We start from the raw sequence: 25,096 nt of genomic DNA, 5'->3' as shown, positions 1-25,096 counted from the left end.
TTCGGTTTTATCTCGCTTTTTATTGGCGTTAGCCAACAACTGATTTCTTATTCAAACCTCAAATTGTTAACAGCGTGTTAGAGTTCGTTTCAGATAAAGGTCATAAGGATTGTTGTAACGTACCATTCCTTGTTGTAATTGAGGCAGGATTTCACGGATTTCTTGGCTACAGGTTTTTAAGCCTGTATCTTCAGCAATTTTTGCCGCTTTTAGATGGTCAGAAACCCCCTGATTAAATAGAGTTTGAGACTTTTTGAGAGTGCTTTGATATTCATGGGTAAAACTTTTATCGCTTCGTGTTTTTAGCCTTAAAGTTCGCACTCTAGTATTGATGAGAGTAAACTGCTTGCCTTCGAGTTGCTCCCCTTCCCCAATAAGCACTAACTAAAATTAATGGTTCAGGGGATTCCTCAATAATTTTATTGTAGAGAGCAAGGGCTTCATCATATTTTCCGTGCATTGCTTTACTTTCTGCGGCTGGTAACATTTCTGATACAGTTTTTGGGATTTTTGGCCCACTGGGAGGGGCAGTCAACATCCCAAATATGACTAACCCAATGGTGGCAGAAAAAGGCATTGAGGCTAGTTGTAGGGCATGAACGAGAGCAACAACATTTTGTTTAGGAAACATAGCAAAATTTAACCGAGAATAGTAAATAATACATTTGTTTTATTTTAAGGTACTATATTCTAATTCATATCATCAGATGTTTTAGATAAGCATTAGTTAACAATTCTCTTGATAGGCATTAATTAGATTAAATTAATCGAAGAAAATAATTTATAACTCTTAATAAAGCAAGACTTAGTTACTTGGAGTTATCGTTCTAATTCAACCCTTTTTTGGTTTAAATAATTTTCCTCAATTAGCTCAGTAGCCTTATTAGTAACCTGTAGAATATATTCTCTAGCTATCTTAAGATAAGTCTCTCTTGGAAATTCTTGATGCCATTGTTTAACCTGATCGCTTTGAGTTAAAGTTATTCTAATCTCCTCTAAATCGTTACCTGATTTTAAAGATAAAAGAGTTACTCCAATATCGATGTCTCTGGTTTTTTTGTCATGAAATTGAGGCAGTTGGCGAACAAGGGAGGCAAGATGGACATATTTATCTCTTAATGTCTTTTTCTGTTGTTCTAGCTCGTCACTTTCTACTTCCTGGTTATAGTTTTTCAGTTGTTCTAATTGGTTATTCTCTGTTTCTTGATTGTCAGTAGTAACAACTGTGAGGGCTTCTTTTTGAGGGTTCAACTCATCCTGAGTTAGTTTATAACTATTTTCAGTAGCCAAGATAGATTTTAAGTTAGTCCAAGAATAATCCTTACCAAGTTGCCGTCCTTGAAAAGCTACACCGTTAAATTTATAAGAAATTCCCTCTATTTGCCCTATGTCAGACTTTCTGAGCCGAACATTTACTTTTTTATCCCTCAATCGCTCAATAAATTCCTCAATAGAAGGACGATCTTTTAAGGCTTGTTCGATTATCCCCTGAAGCTGGCTTCTTTTGTTAAGTTCACCTGTCCTTCTCTGTTGCCGTATTTCTCCAGTGGTTGGAGAGTGCTTTCTTTTTTCCCAACTGTTTTGCGTGGGAGAAAGCCCAAAGTCTTGCTCTAATTGTCTGACTAATTTTTCAGAGCGCCTATATTGCCAAGAATCATTAACTACCGAACCGTCAGTAATTCTGATACGGCTGGCGATAACGTGAATGTGATCGTGTTCTCTATCGGTGTGACGGTAAATAGCGTATTGGTTTGCGTCAAATTCCATCCCTTTTAGATAAGCACGGGCAATTTTAACCCACTGTTGTTCAGCTAGTTTTTCCTCCTTAGAGACAGAAAGACTAACGTGATAAACGCATTTGGTAACTCGCCTTCTTAATTGGGCAGAAATGCGAAATTCAAGGGCTAGACTTTCTGGCTCTTTTCCGGTCATGTTCGTGCCAATTAACTTGGCTCCGGCTTTGTTGTGTACATAATCCAAGACGTTCTTAAAGTTCGTGCCTTGAACCTGTTTAGCTATCATTGATTGATTTTATAATTTCATCATTTATTGGTTTCTTGTGTAGGCGGTTGTTTTATCCCCATTAATTCTTTTCTCACTTCATTAAGAAGCAAGTATAAGCTATTTAAAGAGTCCTTATTTGCCTCTTTATCTTGAAGCTTTTCGGCAATTTTCCCCAGTTCAAAATAAAGTTTTCGATTGACCTCTGGGACAAATTTAATGCGGCTGTTATTACTTTGGGCAAGGGCATTTAATCTTACCAGTCCACTCAGGGTTATATTCTGTTGTGCCGCTTGTTGGGCTAATTTTTCTTTTTCGCGGGGCAGGAAGCGAACACTGACTATATCGGTTTTTAGTTTTTTGGGCTTCAAAGCTTTTACTCCTTGACCCGTAATCGAAGAATAGGATCACTTTTAGTATGGCATAATAAAAATATAAATGTGGGGGAAAAACACGGCTTGCTCTCCTTATTAATGCCCAGGCAATAAGCCTTATGAAGCTAGAGGCAAGATGTAGGAATTAGGGAGGAGTTAGGTAACTGTAGAAAGAAGCATCAACCTAAAGTAAAAATCGTAAAAATGCTTGGAGTAAACTTATAAATAACTTCATACAATCGAGAATTTTCTTATCGCTAACTCAGAAAGACTTGTCAAAAATATGCTTGAACTTACTGAAAAATGCTTGTCAGAACGATCAATTTTAGAAAGGCGAAGAAGAGAGTTTATGGTTCCTTCGAACTTGATTTCACAGGTAGGCACAACAGAAAGGAAACCCTTCTCATAGCTAACCCTTCTGGGTGTTGCCCGAATCAATGAGCAATATTTAACATAGAAGAAACACAGTCAAAGCGACTAAACAAGTTTTTATGCACCGTTACTTAACTTTCTCGCTGCATTGATGAGGAAAATAATATGACGATTACTCTAGATCACACCATCGTACCCGCCCATGATAAGAAAGCATCAGCCGAGTTCTTTGCTCAAATTTTTGGACTCTTAGTAGAATCCCCTATTGGTCATTTTGCTGCCGTAAAAGTCAATGACACCTTAACACTAGATTTCGCTGACACTGAAGACTTTGAGTCCCATCACTATGCTTTCCATGTCAGCGACTCGGAATTTTTAGCTATCTTTGCACGAGTTAAAGAAGCGGGTCTTTCTTACAGTAGTGACCCAATGCACCACAATACCGGTCAGATTAACCACAGACAGGGGGGGCGTGGCTTTTATTTCTTCGACCCCAACGGTCATAATCTCGAATTACTAACTCGGACTTAAGTCGGTTACACTGAAAATTGAATCGTGCCACTACTTTATTAATGTCTCAATCCGTCATCGAGCCTCCCTTTATGCCGCCTAAATTTCCCACCCCGTTTTCGGCAATGGGCTATCTCTTCGGCCAGTTCGAGACAGCACTACCAGTCGAGCATCAGGGTAAACGAAAAGGAAATTTACAACTTTTTGACGGTACTATACTCCCGGCTAGGGTGGGGCTTACGGTTTGGCAAAAATTATCTCAAAACCCAACTTTTAATCTAGATAAGACTTACCTGTGGCGGGTCTATTTTCGCACCACTACTGAAGCCAAATTGTCTCAAGTGCAATTGATTAAGTGTGTTTCCCTCGTTGAAGACTATTCATTTAATGACCTACCTCCACAACAGACAGCTTCAGACCAATTCCAAATCCAAGGGCGCATTCTCTGTACAGATAATGAAAAAGTGGTGATACGCTTGGAACGCAACGAAATTCCCCCGCCCGGTCAAGAAAATCAGTCTCGCTGGCAACCCTTTTTAATTACGGTTTCTGGCAGCCTTCCTGGAGCAGAAATTGGACAGTTTTGGGAATTACTCTGCATTCGTAAGGGTGAAGAATTGGTTTTAAAAGAAGCCAATTGGGTAGATGAAACCATTACTGTCACAAAAACTCTCCCCACTGCGGTGCAGATTCCTGCCGCGAGTGCATCAAAGAATTCATCATCAACAGACTCTTCCTCTCCAATTATTATGATTAATGGCAAACAACCAGAAATGACGGTTAAGTTCACCACTCGCCCTGAACTTCCAGAACAAGGTAAGACTGTAATACTAGAAGTATCAGGGGAAGGAGGCATTAGTGTCCGAGCTTCTCTCAATCGCAAAACCCTCAAAAAACAAGTGGAGAAGATGGATTCTTTTGCGGATTGGGTAGCAGCTTTATCAGGAAAAGTCGCTCGTATTGGCTCGGATGGCGTGGTTGAACTCGAAGGGGCAGGGGTGACAGTTTTTGAGAAAAAGAAACAAAAGGTAGAGGACAAGCCTGATGCCTAAATTTTCTTTTCAGTAAGTGAACCGAGCTTTGGGGATCTCAATTCTAAAGTGTCCTAATGATGAGTTAGCCGACTCTAAAAGCGATATTTCAAGGCGAGAGCAAGTATTATAGCTCTGTATGTTCAGTAAGGATTAGTCTTCTTACAAAATCGCTGTAATCATCTTTCATGGGTAATTCCATGTCAACAAATATCCGTTTTCTTGTGACTAAAACTTTCTCTCCCGTGAGGGGATTTACTCCTTCTTTCTGATAAAATTCCCAATACAAGCCTAATCCTCGTTTCTGCCAGTTAGGTAAGTCATTAAAATTAAGTCCCGCTTCCTGATAAAGCAATTCATTTTTAGCACTAATTGAGAGTTTTTCAAGCTTGCTGGTTGCCTGACCAACTGTATAACCGTTTTTGCGTAAAGTCCAGTAACAATGGGAGTTTAAGGCATTTCGATGAGCATCTTCACTACGCCAACGGAAATAATCGACAACTAAATTTAAGGTTGGTAGTTGAGAAATACGGCAATCAAACGCGGCTAATGTACCTAGCAGTAGTGAGAGTTTAGCACTGGCTTCTCCTGCTAAGACTGAATTAAGTTTTCTGAGCTTTCGCCCGAAGGTTGTTTCGTCTCGATGCAGTAACAGTGATATTTCATCGCTCTGGGTGTAACCATAGACTACTCGAAATCCACAGTTCATCAAATGTTCTACGGTTGCTACCATGTAATCCCGAAATTTGGGGTCAAAGGGCACTTCAAACTGATGAGTGTATGGCAGTCAATCGGGTGAAATTACGTCCGTCAAGACGAGCGACCATAAAAATTTCTGGCAGAACACAAAAATCGTGTCCTGTCTCAAAAACTCTAAGTTTTGTGTCTAATTCTTCAAATTTCATCTGAGTCACTGAGGAAAAAAATATGCTCTTTGTTATTTATTAGTCAATCGGGAATTCTCCATATTTCTTAGACCAGAAAACATTTTTCGACTCAAAATAAACGACTTCTTTATGCTTTTTATCTGTCTTAGCTTTTGGGGATGAACACACCAGCATTCGTTTTTTTATGCCCTCCTTTTCATATTCTCTTACCGCTAACTTTTCCCCACAAACTGGACAAGGATGCTTAGTTAATTTCAAAGACGGGGCACTTTCTTCGTTCTTTTCTCCGGGTAATTCCCAAGTTTTACGCCACTTATTGTAAAACATAACCTGCTGACAACTTGGACACTTGAGAAAATAATCTTTGTGAAGCTTTTTAGAAGAGGAGGGAATTTCTACCATTTTATGAGCGCAATGGGGACACTCAATTTTTGATTCTTTCTTAGAATGGCTTTGAGCGTTTTGACTTTGGCTGTTTTTAGATGAGGGCGGTTGACTACCGATAACTTTTAACGCCTTCACCAGTGCAACGGCAAAATAATCCTCATTCCACCCTATAATATACCGTTCCCAGTTTTCTTTACCCGAAGCAATAGCATCTAGCTTGTCTTCCATAACAGCCGTAAACTCGGCTTGGAGCAACTCTGGTAGAGTTTTTTCTAAAAAAGCATCCACTTCTAACCCCAGAGGCGTTGCTTGTAGTTGCCGCTTTTGAACCTCTGCATAACCCCGTTCTTTTAAGGTTTTTACTGTCGGCGCAAAAGTTGAAGGACGACCTATGCCCCGTCGTTCCATTACTTGTACTAACTTGGCTTCACTATAACGCGGAGGTGGTTGAGTCTGTTTCTTTTCGTGTCCGGCTTCCAATAGGTGTAATAACTGTCCTTGAGACACTTGGGGTAACAGTAAATCATCGCTTAAGTCTTTCCAATACTTAGCATATCCAGCAAAAGTAACTATCTGTCCTCTCGCTTGCCAGAATACATCCCCTGATTGGGTAATGATACGAGTTTTCAGGATTTGCGCCGGCTTGCACTGACTGGCAACCGTTCTCAACCAAATCAGTAGATAAAGCTCAAATTCCTCCGCCGAAATCTCTTGTTTTAGCTCAATGGAAGGCTTGAAAATATCAGTAGGTCTAATAGCCTCGTGTGCTTCTTGGGCGGTTTTCGAGGTGCGGTGAGTGGCAACTTTAGCGGGAACGTTATTCGGGTCTTTTTCAGTTAGCCACTGCTTGACCGTTGCACAGAATTGGGGGTCTAGATGATATGAGTCCGTCCGCATATAGGTAATGTATCCCCCCTCGTACAGGCGTTGCGCGACCTGCATCGTCTTGTCTGGACTCCATTTGAGGCGGCTTCCGGCGGCTTGTTGCAGTGAGGAGGTAGTAAAAGGAGCAGGAGGATTTTTGCTAACTGTCTTACTTTCTACTTTGAGTACATGATGGGGAAATTCACCAGCAATACTGACTAACCTATCGGCTTCGGACTCACTTAAAACTTTTGTGGCTTCTACCTTATTTTCCTCTTTTTCTCCTGCATCATCTCTTTCTTCATTTTCTTCTTTACCTGTTGCTGTTGAGGACTTTTCACCTAGATAGTAAGCTTTAAAACCTTCGGAGTAAGTGACAGAAACTAACCAGTAATCTTGCGGCTTAAATTCTTGTATTTCCCGTTCCCGTTGACAGAGAATGTGTAAAGCGGCTGACTGCACTCTACCAATAGATTTTGCTCCATTGTTCAGTTTCCAAACTAGGGGAGAGCCTCTATAACCCACCAGTTTATCTAAAACCGAACGCGCTAAGGCAGCGTTAACTAAATTCATATCGAGTGAGCGAGGACGCTTGAGAGATGCTTTGACGGCTGCCGGTGTAATTTCCCGATAGGTTATTCGTTGAGGATTTCTTAAATTAAGAACTTCTTTTAGATGCCAAGCAATGATTTCTCCTTCCCGGTCTTCATCGGTGGCTAAGATGACTGTATCTACTTGCCGGGCGAGTTCTTTTAATTGTGAGATGGTTTTCCTTGCCATCGGGTTTTTAGGCACAAAGCGGCAAGAAATACTCTCGGATTGGAGGTCAAAGCCTAAATTATCATCCCCGTCTTTGGCCAGTTCGCGGATATGACCGCCACTAGCTTTAACAATGTACTCTGACCCCAGAATTTGCTGTAGTTTTTTCAGTTTTCCAGGCGCTTCTATGAGAAATAGCTTTTTTGACATCTGCCGCTTGATTCGATAAGAAAGAAAGGCTATCTCGAACCCTCATACCTCCTCATTATATCAGTACAGATTAACTCAAAAAAACCGAGAACATTGATGATCTCAAGAGTGAAGTTTTATGGTCTTGGGTCTTTTCTTGGGTCACAGAAGAAAAAGTTTTCTTGATTCACAATTAAGTCATTATGCCAATATCTCATTTTTATTTGGGGTCTGGCTATCAAATTTATATATTATATATAAGCTTATCAATTCTATTTACTTATATAAAGACGGGGAACTGGTTTAGGCTTGAGGGGAAATAAATGTCGATTTAACGGACATTTTAAAAACGATAGGTGAAGACCGAAACTTGAGCAATTGTTCCTCGTTAAATTGTTTTCAACAATTCCCGGCTCCGTTGTGATGGTCGAGCTTGCAAAAATATTTAATCCAGGTTGCTAATTATTCCTTTAACCATTGTCAACAATTTTAACTTATTGACAATTAAACTCCCCTTTTAAAACCCAATCAAATCTTTTCCTGGCATCTACTTGAGGGCATCACAACGGAAGCTGATAATAATTATAAATCCGGCTCCGTTGTGATGGTCGAGCTTGCAAAAATATTTAATCCAGGTAGCCAGTTATTCCTTTAACTATTGTCAACAATTCTTGTTTATTGATAATTAAACTCCCCTTTTAAAACCGACTCAAATCTTCTGGTGGTATCTACTTGAGGGCATCACAACGGAAGCTGATAATAATTAAATTATCCGGCTCCGTTGTGATGGTCAGCCTTGAAAAAATATTTAATCCAGGTTGCTAATTATTCCCGAAACGATTCTCAACAATTTAAGTTTATTGACCGGTAAACTCTTTTTGAAAAAATCCTTCAAATCCTTTCCTGGCATAAACTTAAGGGGGTAACAACACTCGCCGATTAAATTAATACACTATCCGTGCCTGTTATGATCCCTCTGAAGGCAAAAAGATAAATCCTTGGTGGCTACTGTCCCAATATACTCGAATTGATAAATCTTCACGAATTCATGAATATATATTAAACCAAGAATTTTTCCAGCAAATTGACAAAAGAAGTGCATTGGTTAAAGGTGTTTGTTTATAATGTTTCTACAGGCTTACTGCGATGAGCAGTAAACAAGGTCAGTCGAACCCGCCTGAATCAGGCAAATCAGCTATGCTGGACAAAGGTCAGCCGAACCCCCCTAAACTCGGCAATCAGAGAGATCTGGACAAAGGTTAGCCGAACCCCCCTAAACTCGGCAATCAGAGAAATCTGGACAAAGGTCAGCCGAACCCCCCTAAACTCGGCAATCAGAGAAATCTGGACAAAGGTCAGCCGAACCCCCCTAAACTCGGCAAAGGGCGAAAATTGGATACAACCACCTTTAAAAAGGGAGTAATATTTGGGTCAGCCGAACCCGCCTAAACTCGGTATGTTAGTCAGCACTGCTGGAAATGACTCCCTTATAGAGAATTGGTACTCCGATCAACCCAACCTACCATTACTGTCCAATGGGCAAAAACTGGATAAAACCACCTTTAAGAAGGGAGCAATATTTGGGTCAACCGAACCCCCATTACTCGGTATGTTAGTCAGCACTGCTGGAAATGACTCCTTTTAAAAGAATTGGTACTCCGGTATGGCGAACCCATCTTAACTCGGTAATGGACGAAAGCTAGAAATAACCCTCTCTGGAAAAGAGTGGTATTGCTGGTCATGCGAATCTACCATTACTCGGATTTAGCCGAGTAATCTGGACATAACCCTTTTTTTCAAAAAAACGGGTGTTAAATCAACATATCTTATTTTATTTCGGTAAGGTTAAGTTTCCTCTCGGTATTATTTTTAAGCATCGAGACGAACTATACCAGTACGATGAAAGCTGTCGTCGATTAATCGGCGATGCTATCCTCATGCGCTCAGTTCGATGACATTTATTTGAGGCTATCAATTTGAGGCTATCAGTTTAAGCGACAGCGACCTTGGCTTTGACACTCAAGTCGTTGCTGACGTTCTTTGATGATTGTCTCCAAATTTGGTCGCCCGGTTAACCTTAATCGTAAGGAAGCCCAAATTTCATAGAGCCTATCAACCACTGGACGGATGATAGGTAACTTAGTCGCCCAATAAATCCAACCTATCCCCAGAATGGAATATATTCGGCGGAAAACTTGGACGTTTTTAATAACCGTGTTGTCGGGCAATAGGGCGTGAATTCGTCCCATTGCTGCCTGATAGGAAACGCCCCCATTATCCCTTGGGTTATAGTTTATGTCGGCAATATCCACAAAAGCAACTAACCCTCGTCCCCTATCCTGTTTTTGCAGAAAATTGACCTCTCGTAAGCATAAAGGGCATTCTCCGTCATAGAGAAGTTTAATTTTCCATTTCGGGGACTCAGTAAAGGTTTCCAGGGAGTTAGGGGATTGAGTAGGTAACGATGACATCAGACGAATACAGACGAGATTTTTTATATTTTAAAAACTATTAAGCCAGAATGAGCGCTTTCTATAAGCAATCAAGCACGAGTATGGAAGGGCTTTATTGAAATATTGGTCGCTCATTGGCGAATACCAAGGCATAAAGCCTTATCTGGTTCCATTGTGATGACCCTCTAAAAATTGTGAGTATTAGAGCCAAATCCGTATCTTTTAGCCAGATGGGTAATGCCGATACCCAAAAGATTCCTCGCGCGTAAAGAGCGAACGAGAAGTTCAAATACTTATCCCAATGCTGTTAGATGGTAGTGATCAATTATCACTACCATCGTTTAAATCTTTAGAGAAGAAAATTATTTTGATCAATGAAATGAACGCTTCTAAGTGCGATGTATTACGCGAGTTTTGGCCGCCAAATCGTGCCATGTTAATTTGTCCTTGCGCCAGATAGTACAAAAGTAACCCAAGCCCAATGGAATCGCCCCGATAATCTTCATATATGCTCGTTTCAACGATTGTGAAAATGTTATCCGGCCACCTTGGTCATCAACGACTTTGAGCCGAAGAAGGATTTTGCCATGAGTCCCTTGATATTTTGAGCAATCCATCAATAAACCATAGAATATCCATAATAATAGAGTCGTCTCTCTTATTAGATTTCGTGCGGACAAAAAGGTTTTTCGTAACTCTATGTCTTGATTATTGTGGAAATAATCTGATAAAACTCGGTCAAATCCCAAGAAAAAATAAGCCACGCCGAAAACGACTAAAGAAATCGGAATTATGTCCAGCAAATAAGCCAATAACCTTTTCCACAATCGTGCGTATTTCACTCTCATCTCCCTTGTTTTCATGAGTAGCCAAAATTTTCCTTCGGGATAATAATATACCGTTCCCAGTTATTCCCCAAACCATTCTCAATAATTTAGGATTGTTGATAATGGTTAAAAGCATCACAACGGACGCTGATAATAATTAAAATATCCGGCTCCGTTGTGATGGTCGTGGTTGAAAAATTATTAGACCCTGGTTGCCAGTTGTTATCTAATTACTTGTCAACAAAGGGAACTTATTGATAGGTAAACTCCTCATTGAAAACCCCCTCAAATCCTTCTGTGATATGGATTAGAAAGGGTCACAACACTCGCATGGATTTATAACTTACCGGCTAGTGTTGTTGTCACTTAAAGGTATTATAGTGGTCACTTTCCTGATTCTCAACAAGAGAGGTTTATTGAAAAGCAAGACCTAGGGATAAAACCCCTTCAAATTCCCCTCTGGCATTAACTTTTTAACCTATCGAGATTGAGAAATGAAAAATAATTGAAGAGTCTTTCGGACCCTCATCTAAAGCCTTTTCAAAATTTACGAGTAACGATTGTTCTAATTCAAATTTTCTAAATCCGCTAAGTCTTGTAATCGGCCTGACGCTTTTTTGTTTTTTCTTAGATTATCTAAATCAATAAAATTTACCACAATATTTTCTACAACAACTTCTACTTTTAAAGGATAACAATCTTGAAAATTCACTCCGTCAATAGTTGTCAATAAATCTATTCTATTCGGAGGATAACCAAGTTGAATAATTTGGTCAGGAGTAAGAAAATCTCCAGTTTGTAAGCCCAAAGAACCAAATCCAAATTCTTCTAAGGCATGGAGTAAATTCTCGGCGTTTTCTGGACTCATCTCTATCCATATATCAATATCTTTTGTATAACGAGGATAGCCGTGTACAGCTACAGCATAACCCCCAACAACAAGGTAATGAACCTGATTAACGTTTAGAAATTGTATAAACTCTTTGAAGTCTTGATTCAACACTATTATCTTTCCATTGATGATATTCTTGACGGATTTCTTCTAAGGTTTTTAGTCGTGCCTGATAGGATTGCGTTTGCCAATAAGCAAAATCACTTTTTTGGGCTTTGAGAGGAATTTTATGACAAATTATTTCCATGTTGTGACAATTGATCGTAGTTTTTTCTTTTAGTCTAGCAAAATCTTTGTCGAAAGTCTGCACCGTCACCCCGATTATTCTCTCTCAAGGAAGTTTTATAGAGAACCAAGACCGAGGGAGATGGGGTTACTAATTGCCCAATTATTCCCGAAACTATTCTCAATAATTTAGGCTTGTTGATCATCGTTTTGGCCATCACAACGGACGCTGATAATAATTAAAAATATCTGGCTCCGTTGTTATGGTCGAGCAAGTAAAATTATTTAACCCAAGTTGCCAGTTATTCCCCAAACCATTCTCAATAATTTAGGCTTGTTGATCATCGGTTTCGGGCATCACAACGGACGCTGATTAATTAAAATATCCGGCTCCGTTGTTATGGTCGAGCAAGTAAAATTATTTAATCCAAGTTGCCAGTTATTCCCCAAACCATTCTCAATAATTTGGGCTTGTTGCTCATCGAGGGCATCACAACGGACGCTGATTAATTAAAATATCCGGCTCCGTTGTTATGGTCGAGCAAGTAAAATTATTTAATCCAAGTTGCCAGTTATTCCCCGAACCATTCTCAATAATTTGGGCTTGTTGCTCATCGAGGGCATCACAACGGACGCTGATTAATTAAAATATCCGGCTCCGTTGTTATGGTCGAGCTTGCAAGTAAAATTATTTAACCAAGTTGCCAGTTATTCCCCAAACCATTCTCAATAATTTAGGATTGTTGATAATTGAGGGCATCACAACGGACGCTGATTAATTAAAATATCCGGCTCCGTTGTTATGGTCGAGCTTGCAAGTAAAATTATTTAACCAAGTTGCCAGTTATTCCTCAAACTATTCTCAATAATTTAGGATTGTTGATAATTGAGGGCATCACAACGGACGCTGATTAATTAAAATATCCGGCTCCGTTGTTATGGTCGAGCAAGTAAAATTATTTAACCCAAGTTGCCGGTTATTCCCCAAACCATTCTCAATAATTTAGAATTGTTGAGAATGGTTAAAAGCATCACAACGGACGCTGATAATAATTAAAAATATCTGGCTCCGTTGTTATGGTCGAGCAAGTAAAATTATTTAATCTAAGTTGCCAGTTATTGCCCAAACCATTCTCAATAATTTAGGATTGTTGATAATGGTTAAAAGCATCACAACGAACGCTGATTAATTAAAATATCTGGCTCCGTTGTTATGGTCGAGCAAGTAAAATTATTTAATCCAGGTTGCCAGTTATTCCCCAAACCATTCTCAATAATTTAGGATTGTTGATAATCGTTTTCCGCATCACAACGGACGCTGACAATAATTAAAATATCCGGCTTGTGTTGTGATGGTCACTCTAGGAAAAATTGAATTGTGGTAGCTCGTTTCTCAGTACGCAAGAATTGATCAATCTTCACGGATTAATGAATATATATTAAACCAAGAATTTTTCGACCAAATTGTCAAAACAAGTGCAAAGGCTCTTGATGTTTGTTTAGAATGCTTTCATGAACAGGTTTACTGCTTGAAAGCGGTAAAAAAGGTTAGCCTACCCCACCTGAATTAGGCAAATCAGCTATGCTGGAAACCACTTTTAAAAAGGGAGTAATATTTGGGTCAGCCGAACCCGCCTAAACTCGGTATGTTAGTCAGCACTGCTGGAAATAACTCCCCTTGAAAAAAGTAGTATTTGGGTCAACCGAACCCGCCATAACTCGGTAATCCTCAATTTTTTCTCGTCATGCTCGATTTTATCTTTCAAAGTCGAGACGGACTAAACTGGTAGCCCTCAAAGTTGATACAGATCAACTTGCTCCCTCATCTAGGCTGATGTTGGGAAACATATCAGCTTACCCAAACTAAAAACTCTTAACGAAATCAAAGCGCTCATGGCAGATGTGACCATTGCGGCGGATTTTGGGGCATCCCTTGGACGGGCAATCTACAGCACCGGTTCCGGATACTGCAAACCCGAACTGATGTTACTTGACCCTCAAGTGGTGCTTGTTCCCGCCAAGAGCATTTCTAATTACGAGAAGTACAAAATTGGTCAAGCAAATCCCGAAGATTCGGCTTGGGTTAAATTTGATGAGGCTCATTTCGCTGTCGGCTTCCTGGCCAAGAAAAACTTTCACGCCGTTCACTGCTTGGAATCTTTGAAAGTCGATTCAGCGATTCCTCAAGCTTTGTCTATCATCGGCAGCGTAGCCCAGAAAAAAAATTTACCCTCTCAATTCTCTCTATCTCTGGGTATTCTGCTTCCTTGGAACGAATTTCGAGATCGAGAAAAATTCGCTTCCCAAATCTCCACAGCCTTATCCGACTATACCTTTCGAGGACAGCAGTTTTCTGTACAACTCGAATCCTTAACCGCATTACCCGAAGGAGGTGGTATTTTTGCCAGAGGCAGAATGCCTCAACAACCAACTCTTAAACTCCTGTCCCCAAAAGAACTCACTATCGCTGTCATTATGCTCGGCTATCGCAATTCCTCTATCCTGGTCATAGAAAAAGGAGAATTAACGCGCGGCTCGACGGGCGACTTCGGTTTTGCCCGAATGGTGCAGAAAATTCAAACTTTTACTTCTGGGCAAAAAGCGGATATTTTAGTTCCCGTCATCTGTTCAGCTAGAGCCAAACTGGGCAAGCGTGTCTTGGAAACCCTAGCCCGTAGTGGACGAACCGAATTACGCAATAGAGAGGTCGAAGAAATTGCTGAAGCGATAGTAGATGCGAGAGCGGAGTATGTCGCTCTTTTAGAAAACTGGCTCATCCAACATTTGCCGAACCAAACGAAAATTGACGAATTCATCATTAGCGGCGGGACAGCCCGTTATCTCAAAAAAGAATTGACTGATCTTCTCAAGGGATTCGGCGGCTCACTTAATTGGTGTACCGGACTTGAGGAAAGGATTAAGAAAACCTTTGGTGATATTGTCAGCAACAATTCTCTCGAATCGAGATTAGCTGATGTTTACGGGCTGTTTTACAAGCTGCACAACCGCCCCTTACCCCGAATTAGAGAAACTACAGGAGAACCAACTGATGTCAACGTCAGAGCAATTTAACTTTGTCTTCCGTCACCAACCGAAGAGAACTTCTAAATACGGGATACTGCTAACTTACATCAATCAAGATGGGGCAGATTTGACCCGATGTGAGCGAATGTTACATCCGGTTGCCGCTTTCTGGCTACCCTTTGCCTATCAAAATTGTACCGATGCTTCCTCGTCCGAGCTACAACAACTAGCACGTTCTGCGGTTTATCAACTCAAACTACACATCCATTACTTGGAGAACTCCTTCGGGTTGAATGATGATTCAAGTGCCTTAGAACCCACTCAAAAGCTCGAAAAACCGTTTTTAGCAGAGGTATCTACCAATGGATGGCATGAAAAGGACAATTTGCCAAAAATAGAAGATTTCAGCGATGAAGACGATATTTTAAGTCAGTTAATTTAACCGAGTGAGGACAAGCCATGACATTCACCCGTGAAGATTTTCAGCGTGAATATAACCTTAGCGATGAGGATGTGCGAGAAACAGCCAAAGCTTGCGGCCTATCTTTGAAGAAGCGCAATTATTCTGATGAGGAGTTTGAACGCTTTGCCGAAGCCAGAAAGTTATTTGATGAAGGTACGGCTAACTCTTACGATGACATCGCCAATTACTTTAAGAGTAATGAAATGCAGCCCGATTCAGACGACGATGATTTAGACATTTCCAATGACAACAGTTCGGACGGCAATGGATTAATTATTAATGAAAAATTAGCCGAAGATTTGCGTTTGTTGGAAGCCCAAGCAATGGAAACAGGGTTTCAAATGGGACTCCAACAGGCAGAAATCATGGGCAAAGTCATTCCTCAAGTTACTATTCTGCGGCTTAAAGAAATGATCGTCACCGGGGAACTCAAGCAAAACTTTCAACAAATCTGGAGCGAGGCCACTAAAACTTTGGGAAACGCTCAATCCCTCACCGAGCAGGTAGAGGGCAGGTGGAAGGAATTTCAACTACAGAAATACCAACCCCCGACGAGCTTGCCCTCCTCATCGACGGAATCATCCAACAGCGACTATTGATCGCCATTTCTCAAGAAGAATCCCATCTTAAACTACAGCAACAACAACTCGCTATTGTAGCCGAAAAACAGCGTAAACGCTGGCAAATTATCAAGCAATGGGGCAATCTCATCAATTCTTGGACTTGGGCGGTGGTTCTGATGGCGATCATTTTCCTTCTCGGACTGCATACGGGATTGAATTTATTGCCAGAGGGCGTAGTGTGTAAAAGCCGAGAGAGCTTTTGTTATTTTCTACGATTTGATTCAAATAAGCGGATATTAAAGCGATAAAAGAAAAGGAATATTAGTTTTATGGACTTTCCTCGAACTAACAAGAAACTTTTAAGCCATAGCGAAAAAATCAAAGCACTTCATGAACGAGAGCTAGACCTTGATTTTGATGGCGACGGACTAACTGAACGCGAAGAAAGAAAATATGGACTCAACCCCCTTAGCCCTGATACTGATGGTGATGGTCTTTATGATGGTCAGGAGATAGGAATTCATATCAATCCTCACTTATACTCTAAAGTTCCTCCCTCGGTAGAAAAAGGTTCTGAGAAAGAGAAACACAGAGAAACTTACCTTCACTCGGTTCAAACTCTTTTAAAAAACCAAGAGTTATCCTATCAAGCTCTTTATAACCAGATTGCGGGGGATGATTGGCTCGGTCGTTCTTTGGATGAAAGAGTCTTAGCCGCACAAGTGCATTCGGGATCTTCAGAAGATCAGATTAAATGCTCCTTGGCTCAAAGTCCTTATGTTCAGTGGCAGCTAGAAGAGGGTCAATGGGATAGAGACTTGGCTATTGGCTATATCGGAGGATTAACTCGACAATTTGGGGCTAAAAGAACACAAGAAGAAGAAATAGCCGAATAAAGAAGCCTTATCTCAAAGTAAATCTTCCCAATCGAAGGAATCGAGGTCTTGCTCGGTTTCAAGGTCTTCAACGGCGATGTAGCCTTGCGAGAGTAGTTCTTCGGTATCTAGACCGGCACGAGCAATGATTTTGTCCCTCAAGCTAGAAGCGGGTCGATTTCGCGGAGCAAATAGCTTTCTGTCTTCAATTTCTTCTTTTTTCTGCCGTTCATACTCGGCGATTTCTTCGGGTGAACTCCCCTGTTTTCTCAAGAACTCCCGAAAGTGCGGTTTGATTGTGCCGTCTGGCTCGTAGAGGCTTCTCTCTAAAATTGACTCAAAAATTGCACCAGCTTTCATATTTTTTCCATTAGCTCCTTACAGTAACGCTTCTTTTTTAATAAGTCGGGAGTGCCAGTCATTATGACACTGTACCTCGCTCATTTCGACACTAAACTCAGGCAAGACTTAGAATTAAGAGAACCGATCAAAAATTGCCTTGCCGAATACTTATTTCCCGATGCAAAATTCACGTTAGGGGAAATTAATCCCGATACGGTCAAAGCCGAAGATTTACGGGCATACAAAGGAATGTCGCTACAATTCGCGTCGGGTAAGCGGATGTATTTTTCTGAGCGTCCCGTGCGAGATCTGCTTTATCCTAATGCTTCTGATGGAGCCGCCTATGGGAGTTTGCCCTTTACCCCTTGTCAGAAGTTTTCTGAAGTTAGACAAGCTAGAGTTCTTATCATTGATGATAGCACAGGAGCATCGGACGGGATTTTGCCACTTCAAGAGGCTAAAAAGTTGGTAGGAGACTGTTATGGAAAAATGAGCCTAGAACTAGCCGAACAACTGACCAGCTCAAAAAATGCCCCTATTCAATTTCGTTTGGGTATTCGACCTCAAAACGATTGTGATGTTTATCGCATAGCCAAGGGAACATTAGCCCCTGACCGTAGATTAGAAACTTTAACCAGTGCTGTCATCTCTGGGCGCGAGAAAATGAAAGTTGGTTATGATCTTATCCTTCCCACTAGCTCCTTCAAAGGACGTAAGGGAGCAGATGCTATTAAGCCTGGGGAGTACCTTCTTAATATTGGTATTGGAGTCAAAGCTATTGCCCAATATGGTAAGCAAAGCCTCGGTACTCAGGTTTTGGTCAATTATCCGCAAGGAGTTGAAGCTGACATTTTGCCAATCCTCGAAAGGAAGGCCAAAGAATTAGCTAATGCTCAGTCAGATTTACACGCGCTGGCTAAACATTTTCTTCAAAACTACCAACAACGAACGATTACCACTGAAGAGGAATATCTAAAAGATCTCGACTTGTCACCAGAAGACACTTTAGCCGAAGAAGATGCCGAAAATATTCAAAAGGGTGAGAGAATTTTCTATGACCTGCTCAAAACCGATTTAGAGCATCATGGGCAACTGCTAGAACATCCTTTCGTTATCGATGAACTGAAGAAATTTCTTCAAAGACAATGGATGGATATCGCTACGGGCAGAGCGATCAAGTTTCAGTCAGCATTAGCACAACCAAGCCTTGACCTGGGAGAAAATGAAGTATGTGTTCCTCGAATGCCCAATGGGGCAGAACTAATTGTCACCCGTAGCCCTCTGGTCAACTCCAATGGGGTCATCACTTTAACCAATCGTCATCTACCCGGACTGATGCACTTGGAGGGGACAATTCACATTCATCCTGAAACGGCAGCAAAGCATTTACAAGCCGACTTTGATGGGGATAGATTGGCGTTTGAGAGGGCTGATAAATATCCCACCCTGACAGCAGAAATTAAGGAATCATTACTCCCCCAAAATCGTTATCCTGATGTGGTTAAACCAGATAAAGTTGCTTATCAGGGAAGTTTTGAGGAAATTGCCACCTCTGCGGTTAAAAATGACATTGGCAAAATCGCCAACCAAATCATGAGGGCTGTGTCTCTGCGATGGGAAACGGTGTTAATGCCCCAGGAGAAAAAAGAAAGTTACGTCGGGCAAGTTGCCAAGTATTATCGGGAAATTTTAGACAAAGATGCTTCACCCGACAATCATTTTTCTATTCCCCAAAAATATAAACAAACCATCCAAGAAATAGCTAATTTACCTCAAGAGCTTACCGCGCAACAAATTGAGACAGCCCTTCAACAGATGCGAGACATCCAATACAAGATTGTTGGCGACTTGTCGAACGAACTTCAGGTAGCGGTTGATGGACCCAAGAGCGCCAACCGACCCAATACAGCTATTTTAAATGCCTGTCGGGAGATTGGCGGTTATCAACCTGTAGCTTGGCTCTCTGGTAGAGATAAGAGCCGGAATCCCCAAGTTTATCGCACTCATCCCTTAGAAAGTAAAAATTACAGCCCGATTGACCGTATGATTGGCGTGGCGAATGAAAAATGGCAAGAAAATCGTTTAATTTCTCGACCTGTTCATCAGTTTCGAGAATTTTTTCCCTCTGTTAAAAATCCCAATCTTACCGAAATTGCCGGAGAAATTAAGGAAACGTACAATGATTATCTAAAAAAGGCAAGAACCCTCACTGACCTCAAAACTGAGCATCCTGAACTGATTGAACCTTATATTGAGGTCACATCAGCCACCAGTCAAAGAAAAATTTACCTAACTCGGCTAGATCGCTTTGGAGGGTTAGAATCGGGCTTATTAAATCCAAATAAACCATGTACTCTTGATTTGCGTGTAGTAAAGAATACGATTGAGCCAGAAATTCCGAATACTCTTTTGGCAGTGGCAACCCTCAATATAGATGAGAAATTAGTTGAGCAACCGGTAGGAGCGATCGCCACTTCATCGGTAGAACAACATAATCTCAAAGCAGGTAGATCATTAATACAAGCATCAGCAATCACTCGACCCGGCATCACTGACGGAAGAATTGAGGGTATTTACTCCGAACTTGATGAATATGTAAATATGCTTCGCCAACAACACCCTGTTAACGAAAGGAGAGAATTAGCTGCTGCTCTGTGGCACAATGCTCATACTCGTGATGAATATCAAACCAAAAAGGCTCTACTTGCTTTCAAATTGTTTCCCGATGAAGTTATCCAACAGCTTTCCAAACTACAATTTACCGAGTTAAAAGTCGTGGGTTTGCATTTTCCCACTAATGAACATGGAAATAAACAATGGCGAGGGGAAGAAGTTGACTGTGAGATTGCACTCCATCCTATCCCTGATAAATCGGGACAATTAGAGGAAAAGCGAATCATTAAGGTTGAAAACAAAGTCTTAGCCCCTCTAACAAATGAATCTCCCGCTATGGCTGTCGGAACAAAATTTAAAGCCTCTATCCTAGCCGAACCGAGTTCAGGGGTGATAGCCACTACCCCTAAAGGAAATACCCTTAAAATAGGGCAGATTAAAAACTTTGCCTACCGCAAACACTCTTGGCAGGGACAAGAGGCAAAAATCAACATTGCTTTGGTAAACAATGGTAGGGGACGTGCAATTCCCCTAGTTACCCTTGATGGTAATGCCTTGGGGGTTTTGGACAAAGAAAGTGAAATGAACTTAAAAGAACGTAACCTTTTAAGCGCGAAGGGGTTGACTTTGGTTGCCCGACTCTCCAATACCCCCTCAACCACAGCGCAAGTAATAGTTAAGCCAGAAACAGTTCTCTATCCTTGGCAGCAACGAGAACTTGAAAAGCAAATGGAAGCTAAACGTGGTGTTTATCGGCAACAATATGAAGCTTATGCGTCTGATGTTGGGCGTAATTCGTCTTTAGCCGGTGCTTCTCCTCACTTAATTGATGTTGAGGTAGCAAGACTAGCTTATGCTGATACGGGTGACTCCCATGAGGTGGCGACTATCTTGAGTCAAAGCGACCAAGTGAGACAATGGAGGGCAAGTGTTCCCAATGCTCTCAGTTGGGATGAGTATGTCAACCAAGCTAAAGAATACGTTCGTTATGTTCAATCTGCTGCGAAGGAGCGCTCAAACCAAGTCTCATTTGAAAGATGACTAGATTTTAATTTTACCAAATAGTTTTTGTCTAATATGAATGAGAGAACTTAAGATTAGATTAGGAAAAGAAAAAAATAAACAAGGGAAAAAATTATGAATCATGAACTCTTAAAACGTATTACTCATAATCCTGATATTTGTCATGGTAAACCCTGTATTCGAGGTTTAAGGTATCCTGTCGAATTTATTCTAGAACTCCTCAGTGCGGGTATGACCACCGAAGAAATCTTAAGCGATTATGAGGATTTAGAACCAGAAGATATTCAAGCTGTTTTACTTTTTGCAGCCCGTTTGAGTCAAATTAAAAGTATTCATAAAATTGCTTCATGAAGTTTTTGGTTGAGGCTCAACTCCCAGTCCGTTTAGCCAGATTTTTAGAAACTTCGGGTTATGATACGATACATACCCAAGATTTACCGCCACAAAACTCCACCTCGGATACACAAATCAACGATATTTCAATTGAACAAAAGCGAATCGTTATTACCAAGGATTCAGATGATCGTAGATTCTTTTCTGACCCTTCAAAAACCTCACAAATTGCTTCTTGTTAGTACGGTAAATATTAAAAATAGTGAACTACAGACGTTAAAATTTTCAGTAAATAATTTTCATCCCAACCCGCTTTTTTCCTTTTAGCTTTAGCTCCGACCTTAAGAGTCTTTTCTTGTTTCACAATGCTGGAACCTTTACGCTGAGAGTTTTTCAAAAATTAGATGCGTTTGCCCTGCCCCCAATGGTAAACCATTTGATAGCATAGAGGGGTACGGCAAGGAAACCCAACAATGGTAAAACCTCAGATTTCCATCAGACTCGCCCCTGCCCTCCTGGAGCGGCTGAACCGATACATAGAGCGCACTGGTCGCTCCAAGACCGAAATCATCATCACCGCCCTCTCCGGTTACTTGGGGGCAAACGATGGGGATGATCTGGGCAATCGGCTCACCCGACTGGAGGAGAATATGGCCGATCTCCTCACCACCGTCAAGGATTTAAAAGAGGAACAGAACTGATGCAGATCGAGATTCAGGGACAGGATGCCATCGAAATCGCTCAGGACATCGTAACTACGGAAGGAGTGCAGGGCAGCTACGAAGTTATCTCCGAAGTGGAGAGGGAGGGAACCCTTGCTACCATCGCCACCATCATCGGCATCACCACCGGCGCGATAACCATAGCTGAAAAGCTCTACGAGCTTAACAAGAAATCTGTTAACTCCCCCGAATCGGTCAAGATAGAACGGGTTCTTCTGGTGGGGAGAAAAGGCGATCGCCTCCTGCTCAAGGATGCCACTTTAGAACAACTGCAAAAACTCCTGGAACAAGAAAAATCATGAAAATCCTTCATGTTGGCCTTCAGGAGATGGGTAGCGATAGGGCTGAGTTCCGATTTTTCTGGGACAACCCCAACCAGACTCACACCTACACAAGATCCCTGAGTGAAATCGATAACCTGAGAGATAGGGCTGATACCGATTACTATACCCGTTTACCGGAAGACTACACTAAGACGGGAAAAACCTTGTACCGATGGTTAGATGGTACGGAGCGCATCCTACAGAACGAGTTAGATAGTCACAGGGGAGAGGGAATCGTCCTGGCTATCAGCACCAGCGAAGGATTAGCCCATCTACCTTGGGAATTATTACACGATGGGCAGGGTTTTCTGGTGTCTAAGCTCCCCGCGATCATTCCCTTGCGATGGATGAAAACGGGCAATGAAAGGCTGTTAACCCTTGACGATAACCCGCAGGATCGAGCCTTAAATGTGGTTTTCATGGCGAGTTCTGCTAGAGGTGTAAAGCCTATACTAGACTTTGAGGCAGAAGAAGGTAAGATCCTGAAGGCGACCAAAGGGAAACCCCTATCTTTAACCGTTGAGGAGAGCGGCTGTCTTAAAGAATTAGGCGAGTGGGTAGCCAGTAAAGAACGAGGATACTTCGATGTTATCCACTTGAGCGGACACGCCAAAATCGAGGGTAATAAACCCTATTTTATTACCGAGACGGAATACGGAGACAGGCACGATGCCAGCGCCGAAGATATTGCCAGAGAATTACAGTTCGATTTACCTAAGCTCTTGTTCCTATCGGGGTGTCGGACGGGCTACTCCGATGGGGATGAGATCCTTTCGATGGCGGAGGAGTTATTAGAAAAGGGGGCTAAGGCCGTTTTGGGGTGGGGTCAACCCGTCAGGGATAGGGAAGCGGCTGATACGGCGGCCACCCTCTACGAGAAGCTTTCCCAAGGATTTACCTTGAGCGAGTCGTTAGCTTTCGCCTATCAGACCTTATTGGGAAGTCAGGCGAGGGATTGGCATTGTTTACGCCTCTATGTCAGGGGAAGTATCCCAGAAGCCTTGGTAAAGAGGGGACAGAGAAGACGTTTACCCCCCGTATCCGTTGTTGACCAATTCGTAGATCCCGAAACGAAATATTTGCGGGTGGCCACACGGGAAACCTTTATCGGTCGTCGCCGTGACCTTCAGGATTGCTTGCAGGTGCTTAAGAAACCCTTTGATAATCCTAAAGCAATTCATAAGGCTGGTGTTTTCCTACAAGGTGGGGGTGGTAACGGGAAAAGTACCCTCGCCGCCCGTCTGTGCGATCGCCTCCCTGACTATACTAAGCTCGTCTGGTGGCGACAAATTGATCAAACTAGCTTGGTTAATACCCTAGCTAAAAAATTAGATCGTCCACAACGTCAAATCCTTCTGGATTCTAATGAGGATCTAGACTATCGCTTAAGGGATGTTTTCGGTCAGTTAAACCAGCCCCTTCTGCTTATTCTTGATGATTTTGAGTGGAACTTGGAATGCCCTTCATCCAGGGATGATTACATCCTTAAAGCAGGGGTAGCTCAACTATTACAAGCTCTCGTTTGGGCGATACAGGAAACTCATTACTACCATCGCCTGATCATTACCTGTCGCTATACATTTAATTCCCCTCTGTTCAAGGAATTTTATCATCTGAAGTCTTTGCCTTCCTTCAAATACAAAGAGTCCGATCTAGAGAAGAAACTGTGGCGCTTAGAGCATTTTAGTTCGGGTAAGATCGATAAAAACTATATAGAAAGGGCTTTAAACCTAGCCGATGGCAACCCCCGTCTGTTGGAATGGCTCAATGATGAGGTTTTGAGTTCAGGGGATATAGATGCTAAATTGCGGTCATTTGAGAATGAAACCGATGTTAGTTGGCGCGATAAGATAGTCTGGCGGTTAGAGGAAAAACCTCAGCTTTTGACGGATGAAGCTCTTGAACAGGTGGTCAGCAATTGTCTGATCTATAACCTCCCTGTTCCCCTTGAAGCCTTAGAAGCGGTTTGTCAATCTGTGCCTAACTATCAGAAAAAATTACAACAGGGACAGGATAAAGGCTTGATCGAGGTAATCCGCAATGAGGACAGAGAAACCCTCTACCGCGCCTCTCACATCAAACACATTAACCCCCATATCGAGCTTCCCAAAGATGCAAGTAAGCTTTCTACTTTAGAGAAAACGGCAGTTAAGACTTTAACCGAACTATGGGGGAATGAAGAGAACGAAAACGAGGAAAGATGGACAGAGATTTTCCGTCTCGCCTTTGCAGATGAGGAAAACCCTGAAAGGTTCAGGGAACAATTCGATAAGATTATCTCGGTGCAATACAACGCAGAAGCCGATCGCGCCTACGAAAAGGAACTGAGAAAACAGAGGGAATATCTTACAGAAAACCAAGGTCACATTTATCAACAGTTAGAGGAGTACCTACGGCAGAAGGATTGGAGAAAAGCCGATCACGAAACCGCTTTCATTATGTACCAGTGGATGGTCATAGAAAATTATGATGACTTCGACGACCTTTTTAGAGAAGTATCCCTAGAGGTAATCGATGAGATTGATCGTCTCTGGATGGACTACAGCGAAGGGAAGTTTGGCATCAAGGGACAGGCGAAAATTTACCGTGACCTTGGGGGGACGGAAGAATATAATGAGGAAGTATGGGATAGCTTCGTAGATCGCGTCGGTTGGCTAGAAGGAGGCAGAAATGTTTGTGCTCTTAAAGAGGTAGTATATCATACTACAACACAGCCAGATTCTATACAAAAACCAATACTTATGTATTTCCGGTTTCGTGGAAGCGTTGGGTGGACTGATGGGGTCGATCCAGAGTGGTTGGGAGGGTCTCTTCTCTCGCGTCAAGACTTAAAAGAGTGTAGCATAGATGACTTACAGAATTTTGTGAACCATGTGAACGGGTAATTTTTCACGAAGCCATGCGGGTTGCGGGATTCCGATACCTGTCACCGAGGGGTCAGCCGCCGCTCCGATTTTTTTGTAGTATGCTCTTTTAGTAAAAGAAAAGCCAAGGGTACTGTGGGAAACTTTATCGCATTTCTTCGAGATTGCAACTCTATTAGA

Annotated in this window: 27 protein-coding genes; 15 read left to right on the top strand and 12 right to left on the bottom strand. The window is 41.8% G+C overall.

The features are described from left to right. Positions 1-66: 66 nt before the first annotated feature. The 4 genes from CYAN7822_RS39315 to CYAN7822_RS02265 form a co-directional block, all read right to left on the bottom strand. Positions 67-381, bottom strand: coding sequence for a hypothetical protein (locus CYAN7822_RS39315; protein WP_245602667.1), 315 nt, complete (start codon positions 379-381; stop codon positions 67-69). After that, the gene (locus CYAN7822_RS39310) at positions 323-631 is read right to left on the bottom strand and encodes a hypothetical protein (protein WP_245602665.1); all 309 of its coding nucleotides are present in this window, start codon (positions 629-631) and stop codon (positions 323-325) included. The genes CYAN7822_RS39315 and CYAN7822_RS39310 overlap by 59 nt, the downstream gene beginning before the upstream one ends. A 188-nt stretch (positions 632-819) precedes the next feature. Continuing rightward, positions 820-2,022, bottom strand: a complete 1,203-nt coding sequence (locus tag CYAN7822_RS02270; RefSeq protein WP_013320623.1) for a relaxase/mobilization nuclease domain-containing protein — start codon at positions 2,020-2,022, stop codon at positions 820-822. A 20-nt stretch (positions 2,023-2,042) separates the two neighbouring features. After that, positions 2,043-2,372, bottom strand: a complete 330-nt coding sequence (locus CYAN7822_RS02265; protein ID WP_013320622.1) for a plasmid mobilization protein — start codon at positions 2,370-2,372, stop codon at positions 2,043-2,045. Positions 2,373-2,912: 540 nt separating this feature from the next. Between CYAN7822_RS02265 and CYAN7822_RS02260 the strand changes: the two genes are divergently transcribed. Together CYAN7822_RS02260 and CYAN7822_RS02255 are read left to right on the top strand one after the other, a co-directional pair. Next, positions 2,913-3,278: a VOC family protein gene (locus tag CYAN7822_RS02260; protein WP_013320621.1), complete on the top strand. Its 366-nt coding sequence runs from the start codon at positions 2,913-2,915 to the stop codon at positions 3,276-3,278. Positions 3,279-3,295: 17 nt separating this feature from the next. After that, positions 3,296-4,309 carry a hypothetical protein gene (locus CYAN7822_RS02255; RefSeq protein ID WP_245602664.1) on the top strand — a complete coding sequence of 338 codons (1,014 nt, stop codon included), beginning with the start codon at positions 3,296-3,298 and terminating at the stop codon, positions 4,307-4,309. Between the two features lie 106 nt (positions 4,310-4,415). Here CYAN7822_RS02255 and CYAN7822_RS02250 read toward each other — a convergent pair whose 3' ends face one another. From CYAN7822_RS02250 to topA, 3 genes are read right to left on the bottom strand one after another with little or no spacing between them, the layout of a single operon-like run. Then, a complete protein-coding gene (locus CYAN7822_RS02250; RefSeq protein WP_245602663.1) occupies positions 4,416-5,021 on the bottom strand; it encodes a tRNA(His) guanylyltransferase Thg1 family protein in 606 nt (201 codons plus the stop codon). A 31-nt stretch (positions 5,022-5,052) separates the two neighbouring features. Further along, positions 5,053-5,193 carry a hypothetical protein gene (locus tag CYAN7822_RS38855; protein ID WP_216701560.1) on the bottom strand — a complete coding sequence of 47 codons (141 nt, stop codon included), beginning with the start codon at positions 5,191-5,193 and terminating at the stop codon, positions 5,053-5,055. 39 nt (positions 5,194-5,232) lie between these two features. Further along, positions 5,233-7,395, bottom strand: a complete 2,163-nt coding sequence (gene topA, locus CYAN7822_RS02245; protein ID WP_013320619.1) for a type I DNA topoisomerase — start codon at positions 7,393-7,395, stop codon at positions 5,233-5,235. A gap of 1,405 nt (positions 7,396-8,800) precedes the next feature. Here topA and CYAN7822_RS02240 point away from each other — a divergent pair. Together CYAN7822_RS02240 and CYAN7822_RS37405 are read left to right on the top strand one after the other, a co-directional pair. Then, a complete protein-coding gene (locus tag CYAN7822_RS02240) occupies positions 8,801-9,019 on the top strand; it encodes a hypothetical protein (protein WP_157871769.1) in 219 nt (72 codons plus the stop codon). Positions 9,020-9,182: 163 nt separating this feature from the next. Then, positions 9,183-9,329, top strand: a complete 147-nt coding sequence (locus CYAN7822_RS37405) for a hypothetical protein (RefSeq protein ID WP_157871768.1) — start codon at positions 9,183-9,185, stop codon at positions 9,327-9,329. A gap of 30 nt (positions 9,330-9,359) precedes the next feature. Here the strand turns inward: CYAN7822_RS37405 and CYAN7822_RS02235 are convergent, their stop codons facing one another. The 4 genes from CYAN7822_RS02235 to CYAN7822_RS02220 all read right to left on the bottom strand — a co-directional run bounded on the left by CYAN7822_RS02235 (position 9,360) and on the right by CYAN7822_RS02220 (position 11,856). Beyond that, positions 9,360-9,845, bottom strand: coding sequence for a thiol-disulfide oxidoreductase DCC family protein (locus tag CYAN7822_RS02235; RefSeq protein ID WP_013320618.1), 486 nt, complete (start codon positions 9,843-9,845; stop codon positions 9,360-9,362). Positions 9,846-10,216: 371 nt separating this feature from the next. Then, positions 10,217-10,675 carry an RDD family protein gene (locus tag CYAN7822_RS34310; protein ID WP_280990116.1) on the bottom strand — a complete coding sequence of 153 codons (459 nt, stop codon included), beginning with the start codon at positions 10,673-10,675 and terminating at the stop codon, positions 10,217-10,219. A gap of 544 nt (positions 10,676-11,219) precedes the next feature. Continuing rightward, a complete protein-coding gene (locus CYAN7822_RS02225; protein ID WP_013320616.1) occupies positions 11,220-11,657 on the bottom strand; it encodes a hypothetical protein in 438 nt (145 codons plus the stop codon). Continuing rightward, positions 11,611-11,856, bottom strand: a complete 246-nt coding sequence (locus CYAN7822_RS02220) for a toxin secretion, membrane fusion protein (protein ID WP_245602661.1) — start codon at positions 11,854-11,856, stop codon at positions 11,611-11,613. Before CYAN7822_RS02220 ends, CYAN7822_RS02225 begins: the two co-directional genes overlap by 47 nt. A 1,808-nt stretch (positions 11,857-13,664) precedes the next feature. On the opposite strand from CYAN7822_RS02220, the gene CYAN7822_RS02215 reads away from it, so the two are divergent. Genes CYAN7822_RS02215 through CYAN7822_RS02195 form a run of 5 tightly spaced genes read left to right on the top strand, consistent with a single transcriptional unit; the run spans position 13,665 to position 16,717 of the window. Further along, positions 13,665-14,843 (top strand): ParM/StbA family protein, encoded by a 1,179-nt coding sequence (locus tag CYAN7822_RS02215; RefSeq protein WP_013320614.1) that lies wholly within the window; start codon positions 13,665-13,667, stop codon positions 14,841-14,843. Next, complete coding sequence (locus tag CYAN7822_RS02210) at positions 14,821-15,237, top strand: hypothetical protein (RefSeq protein ID WP_013320613.1); 417 nt, start codon at positions 14,821-14,823, stop codon at positions 15,235-15,237. Before CYAN7822_RS02215 ends, CYAN7822_RS02210 begins: the two co-directional genes overlap by 23 nt. A 17-nt stretch (positions 15,238-15,254) precedes the next feature. Beyond that, a complete protein-coding gene (locus CYAN7822_RS39305) occupies positions 15,255-15,857 on the top strand; it encodes a hypothetical protein (RefSeq protein ID WP_013320612.1) in 603 nt (200 codons plus the stop codon). Next, on the top strand, positions 15,854-16,129 hold the full coding sequence (locus CYAN7822_RS02200; protein WP_041933101.1) for a hypothetical protein: 276 nt from the start codon (positions 15,854-15,856) through the stop codon (positions 16,127-16,129). Before CYAN7822_RS39305 ends, CYAN7822_RS02200 begins: the two co-directional genes overlap by 4 nt. A 21-nt stretch (positions 16,130-16,150) precedes the next feature. Further along, positions 16,151-16,717, top strand: a complete 567-nt coding sequence (locus CYAN7822_RS02195; RefSeq protein WP_013320611.1) for a hypothetical protein — start codon at positions 16,151-16,153, stop codon at positions 16,715-16,717. A 12-nt stretch (positions 16,718-16,729) separates the two neighbouring features. Here the strand turns inward: CYAN7822_RS02195 and CYAN7822_RS02190 are convergent, their stop codons facing one another. After that, complete coding sequence (locus CYAN7822_RS02190; protein ID WP_013320610.1) at positions 16,730-17,056, bottom strand: hypothetical protein; 327 nt, start codon at positions 17,054-17,056, stop codon at positions 16,730-16,732. A gap of 63 nt (positions 17,057-17,119) precedes the next feature. On the opposite strand from CYAN7822_RS02190, the gene CYAN7822_RS02185 reads away from it, so the two are divergent. The 6 genes from CYAN7822_RS02185 (at position 17,120) to CYAN7822_RS02160 (ending at position 24,937) form a co-directional block, all read left to right on the top strand. Continuing rightward, positions 17,120-20,692, top strand: coding sequence for a hypothetical protein (locus CYAN7822_RS02185; protein ID WP_013320609.1), 3,573 nt, complete (start codon positions 17,120-17,122; stop codon positions 20,690-20,692). Between the two features lie 96 nt (positions 20,693-20,788). Then, the gene (locus tag CYAN7822_RS02180; protein WP_013320608.1) at positions 20,789-21,025 is read left to right on the top strand and encodes a DUF433 domain-containing protein; all 237 of its coding nucleotides are present in this window, start codon (positions 20,789-20,791) and stop codon (positions 21,023-21,025) included. Continuing rightward, positions 21,022-21,249, top strand: a complete 228-nt coding sequence (locus CYAN7822_RS02175; protein WP_013320607.1) for a DUF5615 family PIN-like protein — start codon at positions 21,022-21,024, stop codon at positions 21,247-21,249. The genes CYAN7822_RS02180 and CYAN7822_RS02175 overlap by 4 nt, the downstream gene beginning before the upstream one ends. Before the next feature lie 231 nt (positions 21,250-21,480). Further along, positions 21,481-21,708: a ribbon-helix-helix protein, CopG family gene (locus tag CYAN7822_RS02170; RefSeq protein ID WP_013320606.1), complete on the top strand. Its 228-nt coding sequence runs from the start codon at positions 21,481-21,483 to the stop codon at positions 21,706-21,708. After that, complete coding sequence (locus CYAN7822_RS02165) at positions 21,708-22,031, top strand: hypothetical protein (protein ID WP_013320605.1); 324 nt, start codon at positions 21,708-21,710, stop codon at positions 22,029-22,031. The genes CYAN7822_RS02170 and CYAN7822_RS02165 overlap by 1 nt, the downstream gene beginning before the upstream one ends. After that, positions 22,028-24,937: a CHAT domain-containing protein gene (locus tag CYAN7822_RS02160; protein WP_013320604.1), complete on the top strand. Its 2,910-nt coding sequence runs from the start codon at positions 22,028-22,030 to the stop codon at positions 24,935-24,937. The genes CYAN7822_RS02165 and CYAN7822_RS02160 overlap by 4 nt, the downstream gene beginning before the upstream one ends. Positions 24,938-25,096: the final 159 nt, after the last annotated feature.

It is taken from the genome of Gloeothece verrucosa PCC 7822 (assembly GCF_000147335.1).
In the GTDB taxonomy this organism is placed as follows: Bacteria; Cyanobacteriota; Cyanobacteriia; order Cyanobacteriales; family Microcystaceae; genus Gloeothece; species Gloeothece verrucosa.
This window is presented reverse-complemented; position numbering and strand designations above follow the sequence as displayed.